This window comes from Pseudomonas sp. A6 (assembly GCF_052367875.1).
GTDB lineage: Bacteria > Pseudomonadota > Gammaproteobacteria > Pseudomonadales > Pseudomonadaceae > Pseudomonas > Pseudomonas citronellolis.
Genome location: NZ_CP198970.1, coordinates 3481230 through 3507025, shown reverse-complemented (window position 1 = coordinate 3507025; position 25796 = coordinate 3481230). Strand labels below are relative to the sequence as shown.

General features: G+C 66.5%; 22 protein-coding genes. 9 read left to right on the top strand and 13 right to left on the bottom strand.

Annotated elements, in window-relative coordinates; translation table 11 throughout:
* Window positions 1-18: 18 nt before the first annotated feature.
* The 3 genes from ACTWJ5_RS15775 to ACTWJ5_RS15765 all read right to left on the bottom strand — a co-directional run bounded on the left by ACTWJ5_RS15775 (window position 19) and on the right by ACTWJ5_RS15765 (window position 4520).
* Complete coding sequence (locus ACTWJ5_RS15775) at window positions 19-2277, bottom strand: molybdopterin cofactor-binding domain-containing protein (RefSeq protein WP_444439429.1); 2259 nt, start codon at window positions 2275-2277, stop codon at window positions 19-21.
* A gap of 11 nt (window positions 2278-2288) precedes the next feature.
* Entirely contained in the window at window positions 2289-2747 is a 459-nt protein-coding gene (locus ACTWJ5_RS15770; RefSeq protein ID WP_043272645.1) for a (2Fe-2S)-binding protein, read from the bottom strand.
* Window positions 2748-3500: 753 nt separating this feature from the next.
* Window positions 3501-4520 (bottom strand): zinc-dependent alcohol dehydrogenase family protein, encoded by a 1020-nt coding sequence (locus ACTWJ5_RS15765; protein ID WP_074986385.1) that lies wholly within the window; start codon window positions 4518-4520, stop codon window positions 3501-3503.
* Between the two features lie 293 nt (window positions 4521-4813).
* Here ACTWJ5_RS15765 and ACTWJ5_RS15760 point away from each other — a divergent pair, with 293 nt between their 5' ends.
* Window positions 4814-5731 carry a LysR family transcriptional regulator gene (locus ACTWJ5_RS15760; protein ID WP_074986388.1) on the top strand — a complete coding sequence of 306 codons (918 nt, stop codon included), beginning with the start codon at window positions 4814-4816 and terminating at the stop codon, window positions 5729-5731.
* Window positions 5732-5803: 72 nt separating this feature from the next.
* Entirely contained in the window at window positions 5804-6370 is a 567-nt protein-coding gene (locus ACTWJ5_RS15755; protein ID WP_074986390.1) for a TetR/AcrR family transcriptional regulator, read from the top strand.
* 355 nt (window positions 6371-6725) lie between these two features.
* Here the strand turns inward: ACTWJ5_RS15755 and ACTWJ5_RS15750 are convergent, their stop codons facing one another.
* The gene (locus ACTWJ5_RS15750) at window positions 6726-7520 is read right to left on the bottom strand and encodes an SDR family NAD(P)-dependent oxidoreductase (RefSeq protein ID WP_253391193.1); all 795 of its coding nucleotides are present in this window, start codon (window positions 7518-7520) and stop codon (window positions 6726-6728) included.
* 304 nt (window positions 7521-7824) lie between these two features.
* Here ACTWJ5_RS15750 and ACTWJ5_RS15745 point away from each other — a divergent pair, with 304 nt between their 5' ends.
* Complete coding sequence (locus tag ACTWJ5_RS15745; RefSeq protein ID WP_280954436.1) at window positions 7825-7986, top strand: PSPA7_2676 family Cys-rich small protein; 162 nt, start codon at window positions 7825-7827, stop codon at window positions 7984-7986.
* Window positions 7987-8030: 44 nt separating this feature from the next.
* Here ACTWJ5_RS15745 and peaD read toward each other — a convergent pair whose 3' ends face one another.
* From peaD to ccsA, 5 genes are all read right to left on the bottom strand, one after another.
* Window positions 8031-9152, bottom strand: a complete 1122-nt coding sequence (gene peaD / locus ACTWJ5_RS15740; RefSeq protein WP_249920010.1) for a quinohemoprotein amine dehydrogenase subunit beta — start codon at window positions 9150-9152, stop codon at window positions 8031-8033.
* A 29-nt stretch (window positions 9153-9181) separates the two neighbouring features.
* Entirely contained in the window at window positions 9182-9505 is a 324-nt protein-coding gene (gene qhpC / locus ACTWJ5_RS15735) for a quinohemoprotein amine dehydrogenase subunit gamma (protein ID WP_009620363.1), read from the bottom strand.
* A gap of 1 nt (window position 9506) precedes the next feature.
* Window positions 9507-10937, bottom strand: a complete 1431-nt coding sequence (gene peaB / locus ACTWJ5_RS15730; protein ID WP_444439425.1) for a quinohemoprotein amine dehydrogenase maturation protein — start codon at window positions 10935-10937, stop codon at window positions 9507-9509.
* Between the two features lie 76 nt (window positions 10938-11013).
* Complete coding sequence (gene peaA / locus ACTWJ5_RS15725; RefSeq protein ID WP_444439600.1) at window positions 11014-12537, bottom strand: quinohemoprotein amine dehydrogenase subunit alpha; 1524 nt, start codon at window positions 12535-12537, stop codon at window positions 11014-11016.
* A 244-nt stretch (window positions 12538-12781) separates the two neighbouring features.
* Complete coding sequence (gene ccsA, locus ACTWJ5_RS15720; protein ID WP_444439423.1) at window positions 12782-14962, bottom strand: cytochrome c biogenesis protein CcsA; 2181 nt, start codon at window positions 14960-14962, stop codon at window positions 12782-12784.
* A gap of 377 nt (window positions 14963-15339) precedes the next feature.
* On the opposite strand from ccsA, the gene ACTWJ5_RS15715 reads away from it, so the two are divergent.
* Window positions 15340-17016, top strand: a complete 1677-nt coding sequence (locus tag ACTWJ5_RS15715) for an MFS transporter (protein ID WP_444439421.1) — start codon at window positions 15340-15342, stop codon at window positions 17014-17016.
* Window positions 17017-17225: 209 nt separating this feature from the next.
* Window positions 17226-18719, top strand: coding sequence for an aldehyde dehydrogenase family protein (locus ACTWJ5_RS15710; RefSeq protein ID WP_444439419.1), 1494 nt, complete (start codon window positions 17226-17228; stop codon window positions 18717-18719).
* A gap of 163 nt (window positions 18720-18882) precedes the next feature.
* On the opposite strand, the gene ACTWJ5_RS15705 is transcribed toward ACTWJ5_RS15710, so the two are convergent.
* From ACTWJ5_RS15705 to ACTWJ5_RS15695, 3 genes are all read right to left on the bottom strand, one after another.
* Window positions 18883-19113, bottom strand: a complete 231-nt coding sequence (locus ACTWJ5_RS15705) for a DUF7683 domain-containing protein (protein ID WP_009620352.1) — start codon at window positions 19111-19113, stop codon at window positions 18883-18885.
* Window positions 19110-20390 carry a colicin E3/pyocin S6 family cytotoxin gene (locus ACTWJ5_RS15700; RefSeq protein ID WP_444439417.1) on the bottom strand — a complete coding sequence of 427 codons (1281 nt, stop codon included), beginning with the start codon at window positions 20388-20390 and terminating at the stop codon, window positions 19110-19112. Before ACTWJ5_RS15700 ends, ACTWJ5_RS15705 begins: the two co-directional genes overlap by 4 nt.
* 239 nt (window positions 20391-20629) lie before the next feature.
* Window positions 20630-21256 (bottom strand): TetR family transcriptional regulator, encoded by a 627-nt coding sequence (locus ACTWJ5_RS15695; protein WP_444439415.1) that lies wholly within the window; start codon window positions 21254-21256, stop codon window positions 20630-20632.
* 95 nt (window positions 21257-21351) lie between these two features.
* Here ACTWJ5_RS15695 and ACTWJ5_RS15690 point away from each other — a divergent pair, with 95 nt between their 5' ends.
* The 3 genes from ACTWJ5_RS15690 to ACTWJ5_RS15680 all read left to right on the top strand — a co-directional run bounded on the left by ACTWJ5_RS15690 (window position 21352) and on the right by ACTWJ5_RS15680 (window position 23258).
* Window positions 21352-22017 (top strand): O-methyltransferase, encoded by a 666-nt coding sequence (locus ACTWJ5_RS15690; protein ID WP_444439413.1) that lies wholly within the window; start codon window positions 21352-21354, stop codon window positions 22015-22017.
* A gap of 99 nt (window positions 22018-22116) precedes the next feature.
* A complete protein-coding gene (locus ACTWJ5_RS15685; protein ID WP_249920003.1) occupies window positions 22117-22584 on the top strand; it encodes a GNAT family N-acetyltransferase in 468 nt (155 codons plus the stop codon).
* 383 nt (window positions 22585-22967) lie between these two features.
* On the top strand, window positions 22968-23258 hold the full coding sequence (locus ACTWJ5_RS15680; protein ID WP_009620344.1) for a LasR-specific antiactivator QslA: 291 nt from the start codon (window positions 22968-22970) through the stop codon (window positions 23256-23258).
* A gap of 65 nt (window positions 23259-23323) precedes the next feature.
* Here the strand turns inward: ACTWJ5_RS15680 and ACTWJ5_RS15675 are convergent.
* Window positions 23324-24486 (bottom strand): IS3 family transposase gene (locus ACTWJ5_RS15675; RefSeq protein ID WP_112302876.1). Its coding sequence is split into 2 segments (ribosomal slippage): window positions 23324-24231 and window positions 24231-24486, totalling 1164 coding nucleotides; the frame shifts between segments, so codons are not numbered across the junction.
* Window positions 24487-24830: 344 nt separating this feature from the next.
* Here ACTWJ5_RS15675 and ACTWJ5_RS15670 point away from each other — a divergent pair.
* Window positions 24831-25322 carry an HIT family protein gene (locus ACTWJ5_RS15670; protein ID WP_444439410.1) on the top strand — a complete coding sequence of 164 codons (492 nt, stop codon included), beginning with the start codon at window positions 24831-24833 and terminating at the stop codon, window positions 25320-25322.
* Window positions 25323-25796: the final 474 nt, after the last annotated feature.

Sequence of the window (25796 nt, the reverse complement as noted above, 5' to 3'; positions counted from 1 at the left end):
CCGCCCTCACCACCGGCCTCAGGCCTGCAGCTGGTTGCCGATCGGCAGGTTGCGGATGCGCTTGCCGGTGGCCGCCGCCAGGGCATTGGCCAGGGCCGGCGCCGCCGGTGGCACGCCGGGTTCGCCGACGCCGGTGGGCGCCTCGCTGGACGGCACTATGTGCACCTCCACCGCCGGCATCTCGTTGATCCGCAGCACCTGGAAGTCGTGGAAGTTGGACTGCTCGACCACGCCCTCCTTGAGGGTGATGGCGCTGTGCAGGGCCATGGCCAGGCCGTAGCCGATGCCGCCTTCCATCTGCGCGCGGATCACGTCCGGGTTGATCGCCAGGCCGCAGTCCACGGCGCAGACCACGCGGTCGATGCGGAAGCTCTTGTCGGCCTTCACCGTGACTTCCACTACCTGCGCCACGAAGCTGCCGAAGGACTCGTGCACGGCGATTCCGCGGCCGCGCTTCTCGCCTTCCCCGCCGGCCTTCAGCGGCTGCTTCCAGCCGGCCTTGTCGGCCACCAGGTCGAGCACGCCCAGGTGCCGCGGGTGTTTTTCCAGCAGGGCGCGGCGGAATTCGTAGGGGTCCTTGCCGGCGGCCACCGCGGCTTCGTCGATCAGCGTTTCGGTGGAATAGGCCGTGTGGGTGTGGCCCACCGAGCGCCACCACTGCGTCGGCACCTTGACCTCCGGCACCAGGGTCTGCTCCACGTGCAGGTTGGGCACCGCATAGGGCAGGTCCGCTGCGCCCTCCACCGCCACCTGGTCGATGCCGTCCTTGACCATCACCTTCTCGAAGGCCGTGCCGACCATGAACGACTGCCCCACCAGATGCTGCTCCCAGCCCACCAGGTTGCCCTGCCCGTCCAGCGCCAGGCGCGCTCTGTGCAGGAAGGCCGGGCGGTAGTAGCCGCCGCGGGTGTCGTCCTCGCGGGTCCAGACCATCTTCACCGGCCCCTTGTGGCCGTGCTCGCGGGCCGCCTTGGCGATCGAGACGGCCTCCAGCACATAGTCCGAGTGCGGGTTGGCGCGGCGGCCGAAGCTGCCGCCGGCGTACAGCTGGGTGATCGAGACCTTCTCCGAGGCGATGCCCAGCAACTGCCCGACCGCCATCTGGTCGCCGGTCTGCCACTGCTCGCCGTTCCAGATCTCGCAGGCGCCGTCGGAGAGCTTGACCACGCAGTTCAGCGGCTCCATGGAGGCATGGGCCAGGAATGGGAACTGGTACTGCGCCTCGATCAGCTTGGCCGGCTTGTCCAGCGCCTTGGCGATGTCGCCCTCGTTGCGCGCCACCACGCCGGGCTTGGCCGCCAGTTCCTGGTACTTGGCGAAGATTTCGGCGCTGCCCATGCGGAAGGCGTTGCTCTCGTCCCACTCCACCTGCAGGGCGTCACGCCCCTGGCGCGCCGCCCAGGTGTTCTTCGCCAGCACGGCGACGCCGGCGAAGCGCGAGTCGCTGCCCGGGAACTGCACCACCGCCACCACGCCGGGCACGGCCTTGGCCTTGCTGTCGTCGACCTTCGCCGGCACCCCGCCGAAGCGCGGCGGGTGCGCCACCACGGCCACCAGCATGTCCGGCAGATGCACATCCTGGGTGAAGCGCGCCTGGCCGTCGGTCTTGTCCTGGCTGTCCTTGCGCGGCAGTTTCACCTGGCCGATCAGCTTGAAGTCCTCCGGCGCCTTGAGCTTCACCTCCGCCGGCACCGGCTGTTTGGCCGCCGCCTCGGCCAGTTGGCCGAACCCGACCTTGTGCCCGGAAGCCTTATGCTCGACCACGCCGTCGTGCACCTCGATCTGCTCGGCCGGCACCTTCCACTGCTGCGCCGCCGCTGCCACCAGCATGGCCCGGGCCGTGGCCCCGGCCTTGCGCATCTGCTCGAAGGAGTTGGCCATGGCGCTGCTGCCGCCGGTGCCCTGCAGGGTGCCGAAGGCCAGGTTGGCGTAGCGCTTGGCGTCGGCCGGGGCGCCTTCGACGCGGACCTTGCTCCAGTCGGCGTCCAGCTCCTCGGCCAGCAGGGTGGCCAGGCCGGTGTAGCTGCCCTGTCCCATTTCCACGTGCTTGGCGATCACCGTTACCGTGCCGTCCGGGGCGATACGCACGAAGGCGTTGGGCTCGAAGGCCTTGGCCGCGGCGGCCTGCGGGTCGCCGAAACGGCCCAGCAGCGGCGCGAAGTAGATGCCCAGGGCCAGGCCGCCGGCGCCACGCAGGAAATGCCGGCGGCTGACGTTGAGGATGCCGTCGCCGGCGTCTTCCGGCTCACGGCTGGCTCGTTGCTGCAGGTCTGCCATGTCGCGCCTCCTCAGGCCAGGTTCTGTGCGGCTTCGTGGATGGCCGCGCGGATGCGTACGTAGGTGGCGCAGCGGCAGATGTTGCCACTCATGGCCGCGTCTATGTCGGCGTCGCTGGGGCTCTTGTTGCCGGCCAGCAGCGCCGTGGCCGACATGATCTGGCCGGACTGGCAGTAGCCGCACTGCACCACGTCCAGCTTGCGCCAGGCCTCCTGCACCGCCTTGCCGGCGGCCTGCTCGGCCACCGCCTCGATGGTGGTGACCTGCTTGCCGGCCACCGCCGCCAGGGGCGTCACGCAGGAGCGCGTGGGCTGGCCGTCGACGTGCACGGTGCAGGCCCCGCACAGGGCCATGCCGCAGCCATACTTGGTGCCGGTGAGCAAGGCGACGTCGCGCAGCGCCCAGAGCAGGGGCATTTCCCCGGGCGCGTCGAATTCGTGGTCCTTGCCGTTGAGTTTCAGCTTGATCATCAGGCGCTCACCTCTTTGTTCGGGTGATGTGGAAGTCCGGAGCCAAGGCCGCTCCGTGGGGAATGGATTCAGCCTAGGCGCTTCCCTGGCCGAATGCCGCGACGATACGGGAAAACCCCGCCCAGTGGCTTGCCCGGTCCTGCGCAGGCTTGCCCGATCCTGCGCTGGATGCGGCCCACCCACGCCATTCCTTGCAGGAGCGGACCTTGTCCACGATAGCCGGACATCCCAGCGCGATTCGCGGATGAGATCCGCTCCTACGGGTTGCCTCGCGCCGTGCCCCTTGTAGGAGCGCGCCCTGCGCGCGAATCGCGGGCAGGGCCCGCTCCTACAGGTTTCCGGGAGGCACGGTATGTCCCCGTAGGAGCGGACCTTGTCCGCGATAGCCGGACATCCCGGCGCGATTCGCGGATGAGATCCGCTCCTACAGGTTTCCCCGCGCCGTGCCCCTTGTAGGAGCGCGCCCTGCGCGCGAATCGCGGGCAGGGCCCGCTCCTACAGGTCTCCGGGAGGCACGGCATGTCCCCGTAGGAGCGGACCTTGTCCGCGATAGCCGGAGGTCCCGGCGCGATTCGCGGATGAGATCCGCTCCTACAGGTTTCCCCGCGCCGTGCCCCTTGTAGGAGCGCGCCCTGCGCGCGAATCGCGGGCAGGGCCCGCTCCTACAGGTTTGGCGCTCCTACGAAAAACGGGGACGCAGAAACACCGAAGCCACTCCGGGGAGTGGCTTCTGGCATCGCGCGGGCAGGCAGGTCAGTCGGCGACCTTCATCACCACCCGGCCGCCGCCGGGGCAGCTTTCCATGTAGTTGCTGGCCTCGCGGAACTTGGCGAAGTCGAAGACCTTGTCGATGCTCGGCTTGAGCAACTGGTCGGCGGTCATCTGGTTGATCGCCTGCAGCGCCCGCTGCACCGCCTCGTCGTTGCGCGTCAGGCCGATTTCCGGCTGGCCGGTGAAGTCCAGCACGCAGTGGCGGTAGAACTGCAGGTGCTTCTTGAAGGCCGCGCAGGCCGGGAAGGTGGCGTCGTTGCCGCCGTTGATGCCGTAGAGGATCAGCTTGCCGCGCGGCGCGGCGACGTCGCCCAGCAGCTTCATCTGCGGGCCGGCGCACTGGTCCAGGACCACCTCCACGCCCTTGCCGTCGGTGAAGCGCTCGACTTCCAGCACCAGGTCCTGCTCCTCGGTGTAGATCACCTTGTCGGCGCCCAGGCTGCGGATGAAGTCGCGGGTGTTCTCGTGGCTGGTGGTGGCGATGACCTTGGCGCCCAGGGCCTTGGCCAGCTGGATCGACTGCGGCGCCAGGCAGTGCCCGGCCTCGGTGATCAGCACGTGCTGGCCCGGCTGCAGCCTGGCCAGCTCGACCAGGGCGAAGTAGGCGTACAGCAGGCCGGTGTAGTGCACCGCGGCCTCGACGGGGCTCAGGTTGTCCGGGTAGCGCGTCAGCGAGGTGCGCGGCATCACCACGTAATCGCCCCAGGCCGGGTACTGGTTCGGCGAGTCGGCCGGGAAGCTGGCCACGGCCATGCCGGGCGCAAGATCGGTGACGTTCGCGCCCACCGCCTCGACCACGCCGGCCAGTTCGTAGCCGATCCCGGCGGGCAGCTGGGCCTGGTCGGGCGCCAGGTTCTGCCGCCAGAGCACGTCGCGCCAGCTCACGCCCAGCGCCTGGGTGCGGATCAGGACTTCATCCGGCCCCGGTTGCGGGGTCGGGACTTCCTCGAGTTTGAGTACCGAGGCATCACCGAACTGGTGGAATCGGATCATGCGGGACATCACATACCTCGCCTTTGATGCTTTATAGCCACGGACTCTATCCGGGCTTTCTTGTGCTTGCTACCCACCGCTATCGATAGTCGACATAAATGCCGATGATTCCGCAGGCATATCGATCGCGCAGGCCGGAGCGCCAGGCAACGCCCGAAAAATACGGCTGCGCAGTAGGGAAGGATAACGGCAATGAAGCGTCTTGCTAAGGAAGAATGCGGAAAATGATCAAGGACTTATCTGTCAGACCTTGACGCCAGACGCGCCGCGCTTCACTTTTCCCCCATCGTCAGGGAGCCCCCATGAACCGCAACGACCTCCGCAAGGTTGACCTCAACCTGTTGATCGTCTTCGAAACGCTGATGCACGAGCGCAGCGTGACCCGCGCCGCCGAGAAGCTGTTCCTCGGCCAGCCGGCGATCAGCGCGGCCCTGGCGCGCCTGCGCAACCTGTTCGACGACCCGCTGTTCGTCCGCACCGGCCGCAGCATGGAGCCCACCGCGCGGGCCCAGGAGATCTTCGGCCACCTGTCGCCGGCGCTGGACTCCATCTCCACCGCCCTGAGCCGCGCCGCCGACTTCGACCCGGCCACCAGCAAGTCGGTGTTCCGCATCGGCCTGTCCGACGACGTCGAGTTCGGCCTGCTGCCGGCGCTGCTGCGCCGGTTGCGCTCCGAGGCGCCGGGCATCGTCCTGGTGGTGCGCCGCGCCAACTACCTGCTGATGCCGCAGTTGCTGGCCTCCGGCGAGATTTCCGCGGGCGTCAGCTACACCGACGAGCTGCCGGCCAACGCCAAGCGCAAGACCCTGCGCCGCAGCAAGTGGAAGGTGCTGCGCGCCGACTCGGTGCCCGGCCAGCTGAGCCTGGACGACTACTGCACCCGGCCCCACGCCATGGTGTCCTACGCCGGCGATCTGGAGGGCTTCGTCGACGAACAGCTGGCGACCCTCGACCGCAAGCGCCAGGTGGTGCTGGCGGTGCCGCAGTTCAACGGCCTGGGGGCGCTGCTCGCCGGCACCGACCTGATCGCCACCGTGCCGGACTACGCGGCCCTGGCGCTGACCGCCGCCGGCGGCCTGCGCGCCGAGGAACCGCCCTTCACCCCGCGCCCGGCGGAGCTGTCGATGGTCTGGCGCGGCGCCCAGGACAACGACCCGGCCGAACGCTGGCTGCGCTCGCGCATCAGCATGTTCGTCGGCGATCCTGACAGCCTTGTCTGAAGTCCTACAACGCAGGATCAGTGCCGAGGTTAGAATGACGACCGACATGTCATTCAGCCCGGGAACACGCCCATGCGCTACTCCGAAGACCACAAGGCCCAGACGCGCCAGCGCATCATCGACGAGGCCTCGCGGCGTTTCCGCAGCGAGGGTGTGGAAGCCACCGGTCTGCAGACGCTGATGAAGGCCCTGGGGCTGACCCACGGCGGCTTCTACGCGCACTTCAAGTCCAAGGAAGAACTGGTGGAGATTGCCCTGCAGGCGGCCTCCGAGCAGCTCGCCGAAGTGGCCGGCAAGACCTTCGGCGGGCCGGACGCGCTGGCGAACTTCATCGACGAATACCTCTCCGAGCAGCACCGCGACCACCCCGAGCGCGGCTGCCCCTTCCCCACCCTGAGCGCCGAACTGGGCGCCCGCGGCAAGCCCAGCCCGACTACCGACCTGGCCCTTATCCAGCGCCTGGAGCGTCTGGAGAAGGTTCTGCCCGAGGGCCATGAGCCGGACCAGGCGGTGGCGACCCTGGCGACGCTGGTCGGTGCACTGCTGCTGTCGCGCAGCGTGGCTGATCCGGCGTTGTCCGGGCGCATTCTGGAAAGCACCAAGCGCTATCTCAAGCGCGATGTTGCAGGTGAACTGTAGGAGCGGGCCCTGCCCGCGATTTTCGCGCGCAGGGCGCGCTCCTACAGGGGGATTCGCTGGCAGCGTCGGCGCCTCGGGTTGACTCCGCGCCCTCTCCCCAGCCCTCGGCTGCGCGCCCCGCCCTGAAGGGAGAGGGGGCTAGTCCGTGCCGAGAGAAGGAATGGTTTCAGCCGGTAATCACTGTGCTAGCCGGCTAACGCCGAACTATCAGCATCTGCCCAACGGTCCCCTCTCCCTTCAGGGAGAGGGTTAGGGAGAGGGCGTTCTCAAGCCCCACACCCACAACCCCAGGCAAAACACCGTTCGCGAGCAAGCTCGCTCCTACGAAAAGCCGTGCGCTCCGGAATGCCCCGGCTCAATCCACCTGCACCCCATACCGCTCCGCCGGCAGGCGCCCGGAGAGCAATGGCGCCAGCTTCTGCCGGGCGCGGGTGTAGGCTTCGAAGTCCTGCATGTCGGGCAATGCCGGGATGGTGATGACCTCGCCCTGGGCCAGGCCGGCCAGGGCGGCGTCGACCATGTGGCCGACTTCCATGAGGATGTCTTCCGGCACGTCGGTGCCCGAGCGGTCCCAGATTTCCGTGCGGGTCGCGCCCGGCAGCACCGCCTGCACGCGCACGCCCAGGGGCGCCAGTTCCTGCTGCATGGAGATGCTCAGGTTGAGCAGGAAGGCCTTGGTGCCGCTGTACACGCCGTTGAACTGCTCCGGCGCCAGGGCCAGGATCGAGGTGAGGTTGATGATGGTGCCCCGCCCCTTCGCGGCGAAGGCCTTGGCCGCGCAGCCGGCCAGGCGCGCCGAGGCCAGCACGTTGAGGGTGATCATCTGTTCCAGCTGGTCCAGCCCCGCCTCCACCATGCTGCCCTTGACCGCCATCCCGGCGTTGTTCACCAGCATGTCGATCTCGGCATCCGCCACCAGGCGCGTTTCCACCCGGGCGCGTTCCTTCGGCTGGGTCAGGTCCGCCGGCAGGATGTCGACGTCCACTCCGTACTCGGCCTGCAGGCAGGCGGCCAGGGCCATCAGGCGCTCGCGGTCGCGAGCCACCAGCAGCAGGTCGTGGCCCCGCGACGCCAGGCGCTGGGCATAGGCCGCGCCTATGCCGGCGGAAGCGCCGGTCACCAGCGCGCGGCCTTTCTTGTTCTTGCTCATTGCTTCACCCCGGGCCCTCGTGGCCCCCATCGTTCGAAACCTGGCGTCCGCACCGGGTGCGGAACCGCCGCCACCCCGGATGCTAGGGATATGCCCCGGCGGGTCAATCGACCGAAAAGGCGACGGCAGTTGGAGCGACAAGGCCGCGCAGCCCCGTCCCACGGGCCCTGCGGCGATTAGATTGCCCATTCTAGAGCGCCGGGCGGATGCTGGCCGCGACCGTCGCCAGACAAGAACAAGCCGGGACGATCCGAACCCACGCTGCCTGTTCTGCGGTCGGGAGCCATTCCCGACGGGAGGTCTCATGCGATTACGTTGCTTTTTCCTGGGCTGCCGCTGGAGCGAAGGCGTGCCCACCCGAGTGGGCGAGGTGCTGATGCTCTATCAGCGCTGCAGCCATTGCGGCGCACAACGCTACCTGAGCGCGGAGGAAGCGGAGCCGGAAGCCGTCGACCCCGGCGCCTGAAAAAAGCCCGACCGGGCGCCGCCAACAGGCGGCGCCCGGCGTTTTCAGCGGATGAAGGCCTGGCTGGTGGTGATCGCCATATCGCCGCCGGGCAGCTTCAGGTCGCCGATGCGCTCCAGGCTGTCGGCGTCGAAGATCGCCACGTCGTTCAGGGTGCCGGTCAGGTACAGCTTGGTGCCGGCCTTGTTGGCGGTCAGGCAGTAGTAGGAGTGGTCGAGGCTGGCGGCCTTCTCCAGCTTCTGCGCCTTGATGTCGTACTTGACCAGGCGGTTGAGCACGCCATACATCACGTTGCGGTCCTTCGGCGAGCGGATGCCGCTGAAGTACACCTCGGTGACCGGGCCGAAGTCCACGGTCTCGGTCTTGCCGGTGGCCAGGTCGATGTTGAAGAAGCCGTACAGGTAGTCGGCGGTGGCCGGGTCCTGCTTGGCGTCCTTGAACTTCGCGGTGGTGTACAGCAGCGAGAAATCACGCGGGTAGGTCTGCTGGTTCCACACGTAGAGCACGTCCGGCGGCGCGTAGTTCGGGCGCTTCCAGTTGCGGCTGGGGATCAGCACGTCGAACTTGCCGGTCTTCACGTCCACCTTGTAGATGTCCGGGCCGGCCACGTACAGGGTGCCATCGTCGCCGGTCTGCATGATGGTCAGCTGGCGCGGCGCCGGGAAGGTGCGGATCGGCTTGGCGTCCATGCCACCGTCGGCGGCGTAGACCTGCAGGCGCGGCTGCTGCACCTCGTAGTGTTCGGCGAGGATCAGCGTCGGGTTGGCGATGGCGTAGATCTCCTTGCCGTCGTGGCTGACGGTCATGGAGAACATCGAGCGCGCGTTCTCGCCCGCCTTCTGCGCGATGGTGGCGTGGAACACCGGCTTGCAGTCGTCCAGCTGCAGGCCGTAGATGTCCGCGTAGTGATTGCTCAGCACGTAGGCGATCTTGCGGTCGGGCGACAGCTGGATCATGCCCGGGCCATAGGCGCCGGGAATGGTGCAGGTCTTGTAGAGCTTGTCGGTCTGCATGTCGATGACGTGCAGGTTGTTCGGGTAGTTGGTGGACACCAGGTACTCGTGGCCACTTTCCAGGGCCTTGTCCTCGTTGGCGGCGGCTGCGGCGTGCAGCGCGCAGGCCAGCGAGAGGCCACCGAGGACGGCGGCGAATGCTTTTCTGGACATGCAGTGCTTCCTCTTGTTCTTCTGTCCGCTCATTTGTCGTCCGGGAATACGGTGCCGAGGTTGCGCCAGTTCTCCGCGGAGGCCTGCGCGTCCTTGTTCCAGTCGGGGTAGGTGCTCATCATGTCCGGCACCTGGGCCGGCCACCAGCAGGGGTCGGAGCAGCCGTAGAGGTCGGCTTCCATCGGCTGGCACAGCGAGGAAACCCCGCCGAACACGTCGATCTCCCAGCCCGGGTCGGTGGTGGAGGCGCAGCCGGCGACCGAGTTCATCGCCACCACGTCCTCGATGCGGTCCTCGGCGGCGGCCTGCTCCAGCTGCTGCGCCTTGTTGTTGATCGCTTTGAGATGTTTCATGTCAGTGCGCCTTCCGCGGAGTGATGTGGCGGTCGATGAAGCTGGGGTTCGAAGCCATGATCCGGCTGTAGACCTCGATGCCGAAGTCCACCCAGTCCCTCATCAGTTCGCAGTAGTGGTAGGTGGGGTGCGCCGGGTCGCCATAGCGCGCGTAGCTCTCGTGGTAGCAGCCGCCGGAACACAGGTTGCGGATGCGGCAGCTGGCGCAGCCGGTGTCGGTGCGATCCAGGCGCTGGGAGAGGAACTCGTTCAGCTCGGCCTGCTTCACCCCGTTGTGCACGTTGCCGAAGGTCGGCAGCGACGAGCCGGTGAAGCGGTGGCACAGGTTCAGCTCGCCCTTGTGGTCCACCGCCAGCATCTTCAGCCCGGCGCCGCACGGCAGGGCCTTCTTCTGCCCCTCGTGGATGTCGGTGATCAACTGGTGCAGGTTGGAGAAGCCGATGTTGCGCCCCTCCAGCGCCTCCGCCAGGTAGCGGCGGCCCAGGGCCTTCATGTTGGCGAAGACCTGTTGCAGCTCGTCGCTGGTGAGGTTGAAGGTGCTGATGTCGCCCGAGGTCACCGGGGCGAAACCGACTTCGGCGAAGCCCATCTCGTTGAACAGGTGGTTCCAGATGGTCTCGACGTCGGTGACGCCGGTGGTCAGGGTCACCCGCGCGCCCACCGGGCGGCTGGTGTAGCGCGACAGCAGCATGTCGGCCTTGCGCCGCACCACGTCGTAGGTGCCCTGCCCGCCCACGGTGATGCGGTTGCGGTCGTGCACCGTCTTGGGCCCGTCAATGCTGACGGAAAGCCCGAAGCGGTGGGCGTTGAGCCAGTCGATGATCTCCTCGGTGAGCAGCGTGGCGTTGGTGGTCATGACGAACTCCACCTGCTTGCCCAGCTCGCCGAAGCGGCGCTCGCAGTAGGCCACCATGTGCTCGATCAGCGGCCGGTTGGACAGCGGCTCGCCGCCGAAGAACACCACGGTGTAGCGCTTCTCATCGGGCGATTCCTTGAGCAGCATCTCCACCGAGGCTTCGGCGGTTTCCGCGCCCATCTTCTTGCCGGCCGAGGGCTTGTCCAGGTCTTCCTTGTAGCAGTAGGTGCAACTGAGGTTACAGCCAGTGTTGACGTTCAGCACCACGGTGTTTAGCGCCGTGCGATCAACTTTCTTGATGCCAATTTCAGGGGTGAGCGGCGAGCCGTCGCTGACCAGCTCCAGCGCGATCAGCTCGCGCAGGGTCTCGTCGATCTCGTTGGCCTCGAAACGTCCGGCCAGGCGCTGCGAAAGCTCTTCCGGCGAGCAGGCGTGCCCGCGCAGGGCATCGATGATCCCGCCGGTCAGCTCGTCGCTGGCGAACAGCGAGGAGCTGGGGATGTGGAACAACAGGCGGTCGGCGTCCACCCGCACTTCGTGCAGGTTGCGTTCGACCAGATTCAAGATGGCGCCCATGGCGACCTCCCGGAACTTGCTTGGTACGCCCCGCCCGCGGGCGGGGGTTCATGCGTTCAGTTCATCCCACCCCGGATCACGGAATGGGCGGGTTGTTCCAGCGCTGCACGGTGACGATCATGTGGCCTTCGCCCTGGTGCGTCTTGCCAGCGTCGTCCACGGCGGCGATCACCTTCAGGTTGCCGGCGTTGTTGGTCATCATCTTGCGCTCGGGGTTGGGGCCGGCATCGCCCGGGGTGAAGATGCCGGTGTCGGCGTCCATCACACCTGCGAACTTGACGTCCTGATCTTCCTTGGCGCGGTCGTCGAAGGGCTCCACCGACCACTTGGCCGGGAACACGCCGATGCGGAACGGCTTGCCGTCGGCGCCCTTGCCCCAGGCCTCGGCGTCGAAGCTGCCCTGGACCTTGGGCGTGGAACCGCCGTTGCCGCCGATGCGCGAGACGGAGAACTCCGGCACCACCTTGACCTCGGCTATGTCCTGGTAGACCGCCAGGCTGCCGCCCTTGGCGCTGCCGACGCTGACTTCACGCTCGCCGGCGGCGGCCGAGGCGTCGGCCTTGACCTTCACGGTCACGCGCTCGGGGGTTTCCGAGACCACGGAGACCACCTCCACGCCCTTGCCGAACGACGGCTTGCCCTTCAGGCCGCTGCCGATGACGCTCACCTCGGTCTCGCTGCCGGCCTTGAGGAACGCCGGCTGCACGCCCAGCACGTGGCTGGTGCCCTTCTGCGCGGCGACGAAGTCCAGGCCGCGCTCGTCATGGGCCTTGTCGAACATGCGGCCCTGCATCTGGCCCTTCAGCGCCGCGAACACCTGGCGCAGGGTCTCGTCGCCGACCTTCACGTTGCCGCGCCACTCGTAGCCGTTGTACAGCACCGCGCTGCCTTCGCCGTCGAACGGCGTGCCGTCGGCGTACTGGCCCTTGACGCTGACCTTGAACTGATCGTCCGCGCCGCCGGAAACGCTCATGGTGCCGGCCACGTCGCCCTTGCCCGGCATGTGCCCGGCGAAACTCCATTCCCCGGCCAGGGACTCGGCCTTCGGCCGGCTCTTCTGCCAGTCGCTCCAGGCCTTGGTATCCAGCGGGTAGCGCTTGGCCAGCTCGGGGACCATCTCCTTCTTCGCCAGGTCGAACCAGTCGCGGTCGCGGGACAGCGCCTGGTACTCCAGCGACGGCCAGCGGCCCAGGTGGAAGTTCACCAGCTTCTCCCACTCCGCCGCCGGGCGGCGCTGCAGGGCGATGCGCGCAGCCGAGTGGCAGCGGGCGCACATCTGCTCGAAGTTGCTATCGAAATGCTCGACGGTGTTCAGCCGGCGCTCCAGGGCGTAGCGCACGCCGTCGGTCTCGCTGGGCGCCAGGCCCTGCTTGTCGGCGAGGAACTTGACCACCGCGCGGCGATCCTCGTCGCTGATCTTCAGCCCGTACATCACCTGCATCCGCGCGATGCTCATCAGCCAGCCCTCCGGCGTCTTGCGCTGGTGGCTGATGCGGCTCAGGGAATTGTTGCCCTCAGGGGTGTGGCACGCCATGCACTTGGCGTTGATGATGGTCTGGCCATCGGCGGCGTGGGCCGGCTGCTGCAGCGCCATGGCCATTGCGGCCAGGGTTCCGGCGCCCAGGTAGTGCCGAAGTCGTGTCATCTTCAAGATCAGGCCTCCTCGGTGTTTCTTGTTGAAATTGTTCTGTGCCCACCGCTGGGCGAACAGCTGGTTCCGTCTAGCTCTCCAGCTGTTTAGCAGGTTGTGTGCCACTACTTTGGAGGCCCCGTCGAATCAGGCTTTCGACAGGTTTCCGGGCCACCCTGCGACAAGTTGGCACGTCTAATTTCGCGATTGCTGTCTAACTCTGAGACAAGCCCTCAAGACGCGCCTGGGATGCAGTATGGACGCGCTTGCGCGATACGCCCGCGCCGGGCAGCAGCAGGGCGCCGAGCAGCATGCAGGCCAACCCGAGCCAGACGAACGACAGCAGCGGGTAGCTGCGGATCACCACCAGGCTCTCGATGGCCTCGCCCTTCTGCCCCATCAGCCGTGGCGAGGCCGGCACCCACACCTGTAGGTCGCCCAGCCAGCCGCGGATGATGAACGGGTGCAGCACGTAGCCGCGGTCCGAGGCGAAGCGCGCGTAGTGGTAGTCGAGGATTTCGCACAGCTGGCGCACCGGGCCCTGGTAGGCCGGCGGGTTGCCGCGGCTGTCCTGGAACAGCGCGTGGCCCTCCAGCTGGCGGCCGCCCTCGCGCAGCTCCACCCGCGCCACCGAGTGGTAGCCGGCGCGGTCCGCCCGGGTGCTGTCGGGCAGCACCCGCAACTGCATGCCGTTGGCCAGCGCCTGCCACTGCTCGAAAGAGGCGCCCGGCGGGATGGTCACCTGCAGGTAGGTGTTCAGCGCCGTGGCCGCCAGCCCGCCGACCAGGGCGACCACCGCGCCGCCGTGGATCAGCGCCACCCCGCCGCTGTAGCGCAGGTTGCCCAGGCGCCGGCTGCGCCACAGGGCGAGCACGCACCAGAACGCGCAGCTGGCCAGCAGGAAGGCGCCGCCCAGCAACGCCGCATCCAGCCAGGGCAGCACCACCACGATGTTCTGCGAAAGCATGCCCTGGCCGCTGTAGCCGGCGCTCAGCCAGCCGCCGTGCCAACCCACCAGCAGCATGGCCACGGCCATCGCCAGGCTCGCCAGCAGCGCCAGCTTCGGCCAGCCGCTGCGGCGCAGGAAGCTGTAGCCGCCGACCAGGCCGAGCAGGCCCAGCAACGGCAGCAGCCAGCGCACCAGGCCGTAGCCGTCCACGTCCCACTGGTCGAAGGCGCGGCGCAGGCCGTTCATCTCGTCGGTGGTGGCCCAGGCGGTGAGCGTCTCGAAGAACGGCTTGAGATCGCTCGGCCGCTCCAGCCCCAGCCATTCGTAGAGGTGCGCCTGCAGCAGCGCGCCCAGGGCCAATAGCGCGCTGCCGGCGAACAGGTAGATGGCCAGGTCCATGGTCCAGTCCGAACGCGTCTTGCGTCCCGCCGTGCGCCGCGCCCGCAGCGTCGCCCAGCCGGCCAGCACCAGCAGAGCCGCGGCCAGGCCCAGGTGGGCCAGCCAGGAGGTGGTGCCTATGTAGCGGTGCGAGCTGGCCAGCACCGTGCTGCGCGTCACCGCCATGGCGCCGCAGGCCATGGCCGCCGCCAGCAGGCTGAGCAGCGGCAGCAGGCGCCGGTTGGCCCCGTCCGGGCGCCAGCGCCGCGCGCCGTGCAGCACCGCGCCGAGCAGCGCCCAGACCACGAAGGCCGAGGTCTGCACCGGGTCCCAGTGCCACAGCTGGCCAAAGGTGAAGTCCTCCATGGCCCAGGCCATGCCCGCGCCGATGCCGGCGCTGAGCACCAGCCAGGCGCGCCGGCCATAGCGCAAGGCCACGGCGGCGTAGGCCTCGCCACCGCCCCCCAGCGCCTCCAGCGCGGCCCCGGCCGGCGCCAGGGTCCAGGCGTAGGCGGCCAGCACCAGGGGCGCGTGGAAGGCCATCCAGAAGGTCTGCAGGTGGGCATTCATGCCCTGGTTGGGCTGCGCCGCCAGCCAGTCCGCCGGCGTCGCGGAGAAGGGCCCGAGCCAGGCCGCGGTGGCCACGTACCAGGCGGCCACCAGCGCCATCCCGCGCCCGGCCCAGCCGGCCTGGCGCGCCTGACCGGCGGCGATGCCCATGCAGAAGGTCGCCAGCAGCAGCACGGTGCCCTCGTCGCCGCCCCAGAGGTTGGCCATCTTCAGGTAGCCGGGCAGCCCGGCGCTGCTGTAGAGCCAGGCGTAGCGCAGCTGGAAATGGTCGGCCAGCAGGTGCAGGGCCAGCGCCAGGCAGGCGCCGCACAGCGCCCCCAGGGCCGGCGGCCAGGCCATGGAACGCCACCGGGGCCGCGCGGCGCCGAGGACGATGAGCACGGCGGCGATCCACAGCCAGGCGTTGCCCAGCAACGGCAGGAACCAGAGCAGCAGGCAGGTGGCGACCAGGGCGCCAAACCCGGGCAACACGGGCGACGGGGTGAACGTCCTCTTCAAATCGGGCCTCCTTGGAATGTCTCCCGCTTGTGTCCGCGGGATTGCGCATCCGGGCCTCTACATATTGTGTGCCAGCGCCGAAAACACCTTGCGCGACAGTTGCTTGGCGCAAAGCCGGGAGCGGCGCGGCGTTGCAATTCGCGACAGCCATTGCAGCCTGAGACAGCTCTCTTAGTTCTAGCCGATCCGTCGCGGCTGGATATCTGGAAGATGGCGTTTATGCTTCTAGATGGCCCGCACGCCTTGCCGGGCCAGCCTGAAGCCTGTCTGCAGTCTCGCTTCGACTATCCGTGTTCCGCTGCATCAACCCCATGGCCCGAGTGCGGCAACGGTGGTTAAGGACTCCGGCCCATCACAAGAACAAGACGGAGAAGAACATGGCGCAGACCTACAGCCCGACCGCGGGCAACACACCCCACAAAGGCATCACCCGGGAGGAGCGCAAGGTCATCTTCGCCTCCTCCCTCGGCACCGTCTTCGAGTGGTACGACTTCTACCTCTACGGCTCGCTCGCGGCGATCATCGCGAAGCACTTCTTCGCCGGGGTCAACGAGACCACCGCCTTCATCTTCGCCCTGCTCGCCTTCGCCGCCGGCTTCGCGGTGCGCCCCTTCGGCGCCATCGTGTTCGGCCGCCTGGGCGATTTGGTGGGACGCAAATACACCTTCCTCATCACCATCGTCATCATGGGCATCTCCACCGCCGTGGTGGGCATGCTGCCCAGCTACGCCAGCATAGGCGTGGCGGCGCCGATCATCCTCATCAGCCTGCGCCTGCTGCAGGGCCTGGCGCTGGGCGGCGAGTACGGCGGCGCGGCGACCTACGTGGCCGAGCACGCACCCAAGGGCAAGCGCGGCTTCTTCACCTCGTGGATCCAGACCACCGCCACCCTCGGCCTGTTCCTCTCGCTGCTGGTGATCATGGCCTGCCGCACCAGCCTGGGTAACGAGGCCTTCGAGGACTGGGGCTGGCGGATCCCCTTCCTGCTCTCCATCCTGCTGCTGGCCATCTCGGTGTACATCCGCCTGCAACTCTCCGAGTCGCCGGTGTTCAAGCGCATGAAGGAAGAAGGCAAGGCGTCCAAGGCGCCGCTGACCGAATCCTTCGCCCGCTGGGACAACCTCAAGGTGGTGATCATGTCGCTGCTCGGCGGCACCGCCGGCCAGGCCGTGGTCTGGTATACCGGGCAGTTCTACGCGCTGTTCTTCCTGCTGCAGACGCTGAAGATAGACGCGCAGACCGCCAACCTGCTGATCGCCGGCTCGCTGCTGCTGGGCACGCCCTTCTTCGTGTTCTTCGGCAGCCTGTCCGACCGCATCGGGCGCAAGAAGATCGTCATGGCCGGCTGCATCCTCGCGGCCCTGACCTACTTCCCGATCTTCAAGGGCCTGACCGAGTTCGGTAACCCCGAGGTGTTCGCCGCCCAGGAGAAGAACCCGGTCACCGTGGTCGCCGACCCGTCCGCCTGCGCCTTCCAGTTCGACCCGGTGGGCAAGGCCAAATTCACCAGCTCCTGCGACCAGGCCAAGAGCCTGCTGGCGAAGAAGGCCATCCCCTACGAGAACGTCAAGGCCGAAGCCGGCACCGTGGCCCAGGTGCACATCGGCGACAAGGTCATCGCCAGCTTCGAGGGCGCAGGCCTGGCCGCGGCGGACTTCAAGACGCAGTCCGAAGCCTTCACCGCGCAGATGGGCGCCGCGCTCAAGGACGCCGGCTACCCCGAGAAGGCCGACCCGGCCAAGACCAACCACCTGGCGGTGCTGTTGCTGCTGACCGTGCTGGTGATCTACGTGACCATGGTCTACGGCCCCATCGCCGCCTGGCTGGTGGAGCTGTTCCCGGCGCGCATCCGCTACACCTCCATGTCGCTGCCCTACCACATCGGCAACGGCTGGTTCGGCGGCTTCCTGCCCACCGTCGCCTTCGCCATGGTGGCGGCCACCGGCGACATCTACTACGGCCTCTGGTACCCCATCGTCATCGCGGTGATGACGGCCATCCTCGGCACCTTCTTCCTCCCGGAAACCAAGGACCGCGAAATCCACCACGCCTGAGCCGTGCCCGCGTCACGAAACAGCCCGCCCCGTGCGGGCTGTTTCGTTGGTGGCTGTCTCAGGGCTGTCGCAAGCTGCGACAGCGGGGAGTGCAATCGCTCGGCTCTTTTTCGATTAAATCGTTTTGATTCAATAGGTTGAATGACATTGGCCGGCTTGGCATAGCGGTTGCGATAGCTGCCTGGACAACTCAACAAGAGGCAACCGCAATGCTCGCTTCCCTGCCCATCAAGCCCGAATCCCGCGCCTTCCTGCAGCGCGCGCCGAAGATGCTCATCGGTGCCGATTGGACCGGTGCCGCCGATGGCGCCCTCATGGACCTGCGCAATCCGGCCACCGGCGAAGTGCTCTGCCAGGTGCCCTCCGCCAGCGCCGCCGACGTCGACCGCGCCGTGCACGCCGCCCGCCAGGCCTTCGACGATTCGCCCTGGAGCCGCATGCGTCCGCGCGAGCGGCAGAACCTGCTGTGGAAGCTCGCCGACCTGATGGAACGCGACGCCGACCTGCTGGCCGAGCTGGAATGCCTGAACAACGGCAAGAGCGCCGCCGTGGCGCGCGTGATGGACGTGCAGCTGGGCATCGACTTCCTGCGCTACATGGCCGGCTGGGCCACCAAGATCGAAGGCTCCAGCGTCGAGGTGTCCATGCCGCTGATGCCCAACGACAACTTCCACGGCTTCATCCGCCGCGAGGCCGTCGGCGTGGTCGGCGCCATCGTCGCCTGGAACTTCCCCCTGCTGCTGGCCTGCTGGAAGCTCGGCCCGGCGCTCGCTACCGGCTGCAGCGTGGTGCTCAAGCCCGCAGACGAAACCCCGCTCAGCGCCCTGAAGCTGGCCGAGCTGGCCCTGGAGGCCGGCTACCCGGCGGGCGTGTTCAACGTGGTCACCGGCACCGGCATCAACGCCGGCGCCGCCCTCACCCACCACCCGCTGGTGGACAAGCTGACCTTCACCGGCTCCACCGCCGTGGGCAAGGAAATCGGCAAGGCGGCCATGGACAACATGACCCGCGTGACCCTGGAACTGGGCGGCAAGTCGCCGACCATCGTCCTCGCCGACGCCGACCTGAACAGCGCCGCCGCCGGCGCCGCCCAGGCCATCTTCTTCAACCAGGGCCAGGTGTGCTGCGCCGGCTCGCGGCTGTACGTGCAGCGCAAGCACTTCGACAACGTGGTGGCCGACATCGCCGGCATCGCCAACGGCATGAAGCTGGGCAACGGCCTGGACCCGAGCGTGGACATGGGCCCGCTGATCTCCGCCCGCCAACAGCAGCGCGTGCACAACTACATCGAACTGGGCCGCGAGAAAGGCGCCACCATCGCCTGCGGCGGCGAACAGTTCGGCCCCGGCTACTTCGTGAAACCGACGGTGATCGTCGACGTGGACCAGAAGAACCCGCTGGTGCAGGAAGAAATCTTCGGCCCGGTGCTGGTGGCCATGCCCTTCGACGACCTCGACGAAGCCATCCGCCTGGCCAACGACAGCCCCTACGGCCTGGGCGCCAGCATCTGGTCCAACGACCTGGGCGCGGTGCACCGGATGATCCCGAAGATCAAATCCGGCTCGGTCTGGGTCAACTGCCACAGCGCCCTGGACCCGGCCCTGCCCTTCGGCGGCTACAAGATGTCCGGCCTGGGCCGCGAAATGGGCGCCGCCGCCATCGAGCACTACACCGAGGTGAAATCGGTGCTGATCAAGCTGTAAGGCAAAAGGTCCTACCGCGTCCGGCGCGTTACCCCCTGCGCCGGCGTTTTCATCCCCCGGCCGCGCGAGTGGTCGGGGGATTTTTTTGCCCGCGGCGCGTAGGGCGTATAACCGTTCGCGGTTATACGCCGATACACCGCGTCCTCATGAACTCCGAGCAGCCTCACCCATTGCAAGTCAACTGAAAGGTATACCCAGGATCGCGCAGGGTTCTTCCTACAATCCCTTCAATGGCGAGCAACTGCTGCTCAGTGAGATCGTACCCTTCGATTCCGTGTTGAACCTCTGTCCAACCCATTATCTTCGCCAGGTCGCCTGCATAAGACTCCGAGACTTCAATCTTGAACAGCAGAAACTCGGTTTCATTATCGAAAGCCTCCAGGAAGTACCTCATGGCTCTACTCTCCGCACTGGATCAGCATCTTTGTTCTTTTCGCCGGTAACAGGGTTGAACTCTCCCAGATGCCTTCCCCTCCTGTCATATTTTTCAACCGCGCCATGAGCAGAATCCCACTCATAGATATAGCCTTCGTCATCCTTCCAGCGCTTTCTCTTGCCGCCGCCACCTGAAATAGGCGTTTTCCGCTTGGCCTCCTTCGCCGCTGGAAAGGCCAGCAGGTGGTCTGGTGGCGGCTGGTAGTGCGAATGCGGTATGGCGTAGGCGATATACAGCGACTTCATCCCGCTGTCGGCAGGAAACGTCAGGATGAAATCGTCGGTAGTGATGTCCTCGCTGCCCGGGTATATCTCGATCTGCGAGTCGGTATCGATCGCAATCGGGTGCACCAGGATATTGTCGATCCGCTCGCCCGTATGTTCCTGATGAATCAGAGGTGGAATGGGCTGTGAGCCCTTGTTGGGAATCCAGAGAATGGTCAGGCCGTTGACGTGCGCCTCCATCGTACGACGGTCGTCACGCCAGATAGCCTTGACCGTGCGTACAGCGTCATCGCCATCGGGATGGGCATGGGTACCATAGACCTGCAAGCCACCATGGGCATCGCGGCGAATCTGGAAACGTACACGGGTCGGCACCTGCTCCAGGTCACGCAACCGGCTGTCGGTGTACAGGGCGCCGTCACCCAGGCGCGTAGGCAGCAGGCCAAGGAGGAACAGGCTGGCCGGATTGCTGGCCACACCCGGCCCACGTAGCGCCCAGGTGAAGCCGTGCTGCATGATGCCGCCGCCAGCGATGCGTACCAAAGCCGCCTCCGCGCCAGCATTGAGCGCAGTGGTCGCTGAAACCGGCAACGCCATCGCCCCGGAAAGCATGACGTTGCCGAAGCGCGAAGCGGGTTCCACTTCGACGCCGGGCCGGGTCCGGCCCCAATTGTCCGGGCGGCAGGACTTGGCGAATACCAGGTCCTCGCGCACCTTGGGTAGCGGCCAGCGGTCTTCGAAGATATAGGCTCGCGGCGGCGAGGACTCACTCCCCGGCAACAGGCCGCTGGCGCTGGCCGAAGCCACCTCATCCGCAACCAGCAGCCATTCGCCACGGCGTACCGCTTCGACGATGTCGGCGTCGCGCACGATATGGGACGTACGTTGGAGCGCTTCCAGCCCCTTCAACATATGCCGCCCCTGGGTCAACGCATTGCTGACCAACCCCTGGGCAAAATACGGGTCCTCCGCACACTGCGCGTCGGGGGCGGTATTGGGGATGAGGCGCATGGGCTCTCCAGACCGGAAGCATCAGTGCGGCCGGAGTATGAGAGCGGCGAGAGCGCCGTTTTAGAGGGCAGGAACTGCTTCGGAAACTACCGACACCCTATACATGTTTTTTGAGCTGTTATCTGTCAGAACAGGCATGAATCCACGTCCTAGGCGCCTGCCGGTTCGATGTCCAGCTAGTCGGGCTGCTCCCGCTCCTGCTGCGGGCCAAGCACAACGGCCAGCGGGTCTGAGCACCCTCAGCCAATAGCCTTCAGATAGGCACAGAACATGTCCGCCATCGCCCCGGCATAACGCTCGATTTCCTCCTCCGTGCGCGGCGCTTCGGAGAACTGCTTGCCCACCGCGCTGAGCGTGGTGGTGACCAGGTCCACGGCCAACGCCCGTGCCTCGTTCGACGCATCGGGCAGCACCTCCTCCATGAAGGCCTGGAAGATGCGTTCGCCGGCCGCCTTGGCCTCCCGCGCCTCGGGTGCATCGCGGTACAGCGGCGCGGCGTCGCTGAGCGCGGTGCGGACTGCCGCTTCCTCGCATTCCGAGCGGACGAACGCGTGCACCAGCGTGCGCAGGCGCGCCAGGGGCGGTTGCCGGGAGTCTTCGAGGATGCCGCGCAGCATCTCGCTGGTCTGGCGCCACTCGTCGCTCTGCAGGCGGAACAGGATCGCCGCCTTGTTCGGGAAGTACTGGTACAGCGAGCCGACGCTGACGCCGGCCCGCTCGGCCACCCGCGCGGTGGTGAAGCGCTGTGCGCCCTCCTTAGCCAAAACCTGAACAGCGGCGTCGAGAATGGCGGCGACCAGCTCGGTCGAGCGGGCCTGGCGCGGCTGCTTGCGCGAGGCAATCCGCGGGCTGCGGCGTTCGCTCATGGGGTGCTCCGGGAATGCGAATAGTGAAACCTGACGAATTCGTCGCATTCTAGTCGGGCGCCCTGGAGCGCTCAACCAACCTTCGGAGTCCCCGTATGAGCACCCTCACCACCGCCCCCGTCGCCCCACTGCTGGAACGCCTGTTCGCCGAGGCCGATGCCAGCGAGCCGGGCAGAAGCCCCGCCGTCACCGGCCTGTCCGGCGAGGAACTGGCGCGCCTGATGGCCAGCAAGACCGAGTACCGCGACCTTTACGGCCGCCTGAAAGACCTGCCGCTCCCCGTCTCGCGCGCCACCGGCGTACTGCTCTACATGCTGGCGCGCAGCTGCCAGGCACGCAGCATCGTCGAGTTCGGCACCTCCTTCGGCATTTCCACCCTGCACCTCGCCGCGGCCCTGCGCGACAACGGCGGCGGCCGCGTGATCGGCAGCGAGTTCGAGGCCTCCAAGGTGTTGCGCGCCCAGGCCAACCTGAACGCCGCCGGTCTGGCCGACCTGGTGGAGATCCGCGAGGGCGACGCCCTGCAGACCCTGGCGCGCGACCTGCCGCAGCGCATCGACCTGCTGCTGCTCGACGGCGCCAAGGCGCTCTACCTGGAAATCCTCGCCCTGGTGGAAAGCCGCCTGCGGCCCGGCGCGCTGATCGTCGCCGACAACGCCGACCACAGCCCGGAGTACCTGGCGCGGGTACGCGACATCGGCAACGGCTACCTGTCGGTGCCCTTCGCCGAAGACGTCGAGCTGAGCCTGCGGCTTGGCTGAGCGAGCGCTGCTATCCCGCCGGCCCATGGCTGGCGGGAGGCGGGGGAACGGCGAATCCGCTAGAGTGCCCTATCCGCCAGCCATGACCAGGCACAGACAATGGACGCAGCAGAAATCCGCCAGGCCGCTCCCGACGACGCACCCGCCATCGCCCGGCTGGTGGACGAGGCCTACAGCCCCTATATCCCGCGCATCGGCCGCAAGCCCGCGCCCATGCTCGACGACTACCGGCAGGTGCTCGCCGAAGCCGATGCGTTCGTGTGCACCCGCAATGGCGAAGTCGCCGGCGTGCTGGTGCTGCGCCCCCAGGGGCCGGCATTGCTGCTGGAGAACATCGCGGTGGCGCCGGCGTTCAAGGGCCAGGGCATCGGCAAGGCGTTGCTGGCGTTCTGCGAGGAACGTGCGCGGGCCCAGGGCTTCCAGGCCATCGAGCTGTACACCAACCAGCTGATGATCGAGAACATCGCCCTCTACACGAAGTTGGGCTACCGCGAAACGCACCGGGCCACGGAGAACGGGTTTGCGCGGGTGTTCATGCGCAAGGTCGTTGCGGGCCCGGCGCTGTAGTTCTTTCTTCCTACACTGCTTCCCTTCTTCCGCATCGGTGCCCGTTGCGGGAAATATCCGATACTCTCCTGCAGCGTGTTTCTGCCCTTGTTGCGCTACCGGCCGGTTCCTAAGCTGCGCCGGTCGCGGCTCATCCGCGACCGGGTTTGACAGCCTGAAGAAACGGCGCGATTGCCCTCCGAGGTGCATGCGAAAGCGGCGAACGCTTTTTGCAGGCCCTCTCGTGTCCGCGGTTCGTACCGCAAGTGTCATGGCAGATCGCGCGGGGAGACCTTCGGGTCTGCCGGCTCCGTTTCCCGGTCTGTCAACCCCGCGCGGTCTGCCTCCATTGGTTGACAGCTTTGGCGGCAGCTCCTGAATCCAACGAAACGGAGCAGCTCTAGATGACCAATTCCAACAACCTGATCGTCCTCCCCAGCAACACCCATCCCGTTGAAATCCCCGCCGCCGACGGCCAGCCCGGCCTGACGCTGACCTGGCCGATTCCCACGCAGCCAGCCGCCGACCAAGGCATTCTCCTGGCCGAAAGCTGGCTGGCCGGCGAAGCCGACGGCTACCTGTGGACGCGCCTCGTCCATGGGCGCATAGAGCACATGGACAACTGGCGGCGGATGGCCTTCGAGATCGGCTTCCTGACGCGTCTGCAGCAGCGGCTGGGGCGAATGCCGGAGTAAGGCGCTTTTCGTAGGAGCGAGGGGGACGCCTAGTTCTTGCTCGCGAACGGGGTTTCCTGTAGTGGTCAACTCATCCCGGACACGGTTTTAAGTTTTTCTTCAGCTTTCGCTGGAGCCAGTCCATCGTTGAACTGATGCGGCCGGATCCAGTTGTAGTGGCCCATCAGGTATTGGCCAATGTCTCGTTGAGCTTGCTGCCCGGTCAGGTAGCCCGTGGTCGGTATCCACTCTGATTTCAAACTGCGAAATACTCGCTCCATCGGTGCATTATCCCAACAGTTGCCTCGGCGGCTCATGCTCTGGCGCATGCGGTAGCGCCACAGTCTCTGGCGGAACTGACGGCTGCCATATTGCGATCCCTGGTCGGAGTGGAACAGGAGTCCTTGAGGCTTTCCACGTTGTTCGTAGGCGACGTCCAGCGCTTTGACCACCAGGTCTCCATCCGGCTTTTCTGATAAGGCCCAACCAACCACTCTGCGTGCATACAGATCCAGGACAACCGCCAGATAGTGCCATTTGCCCTGTGCCCAGACGTAAGTGATGTCTCCACACCAGACCTGATTTGGCGCTTCGACATCAAACGCTCGGTTCAAGGTGTTCGGAATATCTGGCCGCTCCACTGTGGCCTTTTTGTACGCATGTGATCCTGGCTGCTTACTGATCAACGCCAGCTCACGCATCAGGCTGCGGACCTTGAACCGCCCGATTTGCTCACCTTCTTCTTGCATCATTGCCATGATGGTACGGCTGCCGGGCGCACTTCGACCTCGCGTAAACAACTCATTCACTCGACTGCGCAACCGCAGTCGTTCAACGTCCGGAGTTCGCCTTCTGTGACGATGTGCGTAGTAACTTGAGCGAGTGACTTCGAACACTTCGCACAAACAATCAACGGGCTCATGGTCGCTGAGCTGGCGGATCAGCGCGTACGCTCGAGATCTTCCGACATCAAGAGCGCGGTAGCCTTTTTTAGTATCGATTTCTCGCGTTCAAGGCGCGTGATCCGGGCTTCCAACTCTTGGATTTTTTGCTGCTCTGGCGTCAACGCTTTGCTGGCCGGCGTAACGCCGCCGCGCTCCTGCTGAAGCTGATTAACCCATCGGCGTAGGGCCGACTCGACCAAGCCGAGCGAACGGGCCGCTTCGGCATGGCTGTAGCCTTGATCGAGCACCAGGCAGGCAGCTTCGCGCTTGAACTCAGGGGTAAAGGTACGGCGTTGCTTGGTCATCGGACACCTCTCTGTGGCGAGCATTCTCGCCTAAATGGGTGTCCGGGGTTAGTAGACCACTACATCCCGGCGGCTTTGAGTGTTGGGGTTGAGAGCGCCCTCTCCCCAGCCCTCGGCTGCGCGCCCCGTCCTGAAGGGAGAGGGGGCCGTTCGGCACAGACGGGAGATTCGGCGTCAACCTGGAGCGGACGCTGTCCGCGATGTCATGCGCGCCGGCCCTGTCGGCGGAATCGCGGATGAATCCGCTCCTACGGGGAAATGCCGTGCTTCACGGCCAACTCGCGTCTGGAACGGCGGGGCCGGGGCTTGCTACCCTGCCCTGCCCGAACAGCCGGCCGAATTCGATGGACATTCCAGCCCACCTCATCGTCCACCAGACGCAGCACTGGATACTCAACCACCACCTGACCTCGGCCCTGCCCGGCTACCTGATGCTGGGCTCCCGGACCCCGGCCGGCTCCCTGGCCGACCTGCCCGCGGCCGCGCTGGCTGAACTCGGGGAGCTTCAGGGCCTCACCCAGCGCATCCTGGAAGAACAGTTGCAGCCGAAGTGGCTGTACATCGGTCGTTTCGGCCACTCACCGGGCTTTCCCATCCATTTCCACTTCATTCCGGTCTACTCCTGGGTCGAGGACGCCTTCTGGGCCGACGAGCGCTATCGCGTGCTGCAACGCTTCGGCGACTCCAGCCTTGGCGGTACCGATGGCGCCGAGCTGACGTTGTTCATCTGGCGGGAGTTTGGTGAGGCGGAGCAGGCGCCGGTTATCCATGGGCCTGGTATCGATGGCGTGATTGCACGTCTGCGCGAGGCCTTCGGTCAGGTTGCTTGCGGGTGACCATGAAGGCGGTTTTTTTGGTTTAAGGGAGGTGCTTGATTCTGGGTCCGCCCCCTCACCCCAGCCCTCTCCCGGAGGGAGAGGGAGCCGTTCGGCGTAGGCGGATAATGCAACGTCAGCCGGCGAGTTCGTAGGGTGCATAACCGTTTGCGGTTATGCACCGCTGGCCTAAACACCGATGCCTGACGATTCTGGAACCGTAGGAGCAACTGTCTTGCCGACTGTGCCGAGATGCGCCTCAACGGATGGGTTGAGCTTGCGAAACCCATGCGGCCGCGGTGATGGGTATCGCTTCGCTCAACACCATCCTACGGGGTGGTTTGCCGGCGGGGGTAGGAGCGGACTCCGTCCGCGATGGGTTTGGCTGGAAGGGGGTGGAGTCAGGGAGCTTCGGTGCCAAGACCGAGAGCGCCCTCTCCCCAGCCCTCGGCTGCGCGCCCCGCCCTGAAGGGAGAGGGGGCTGTTCGGAGTGGG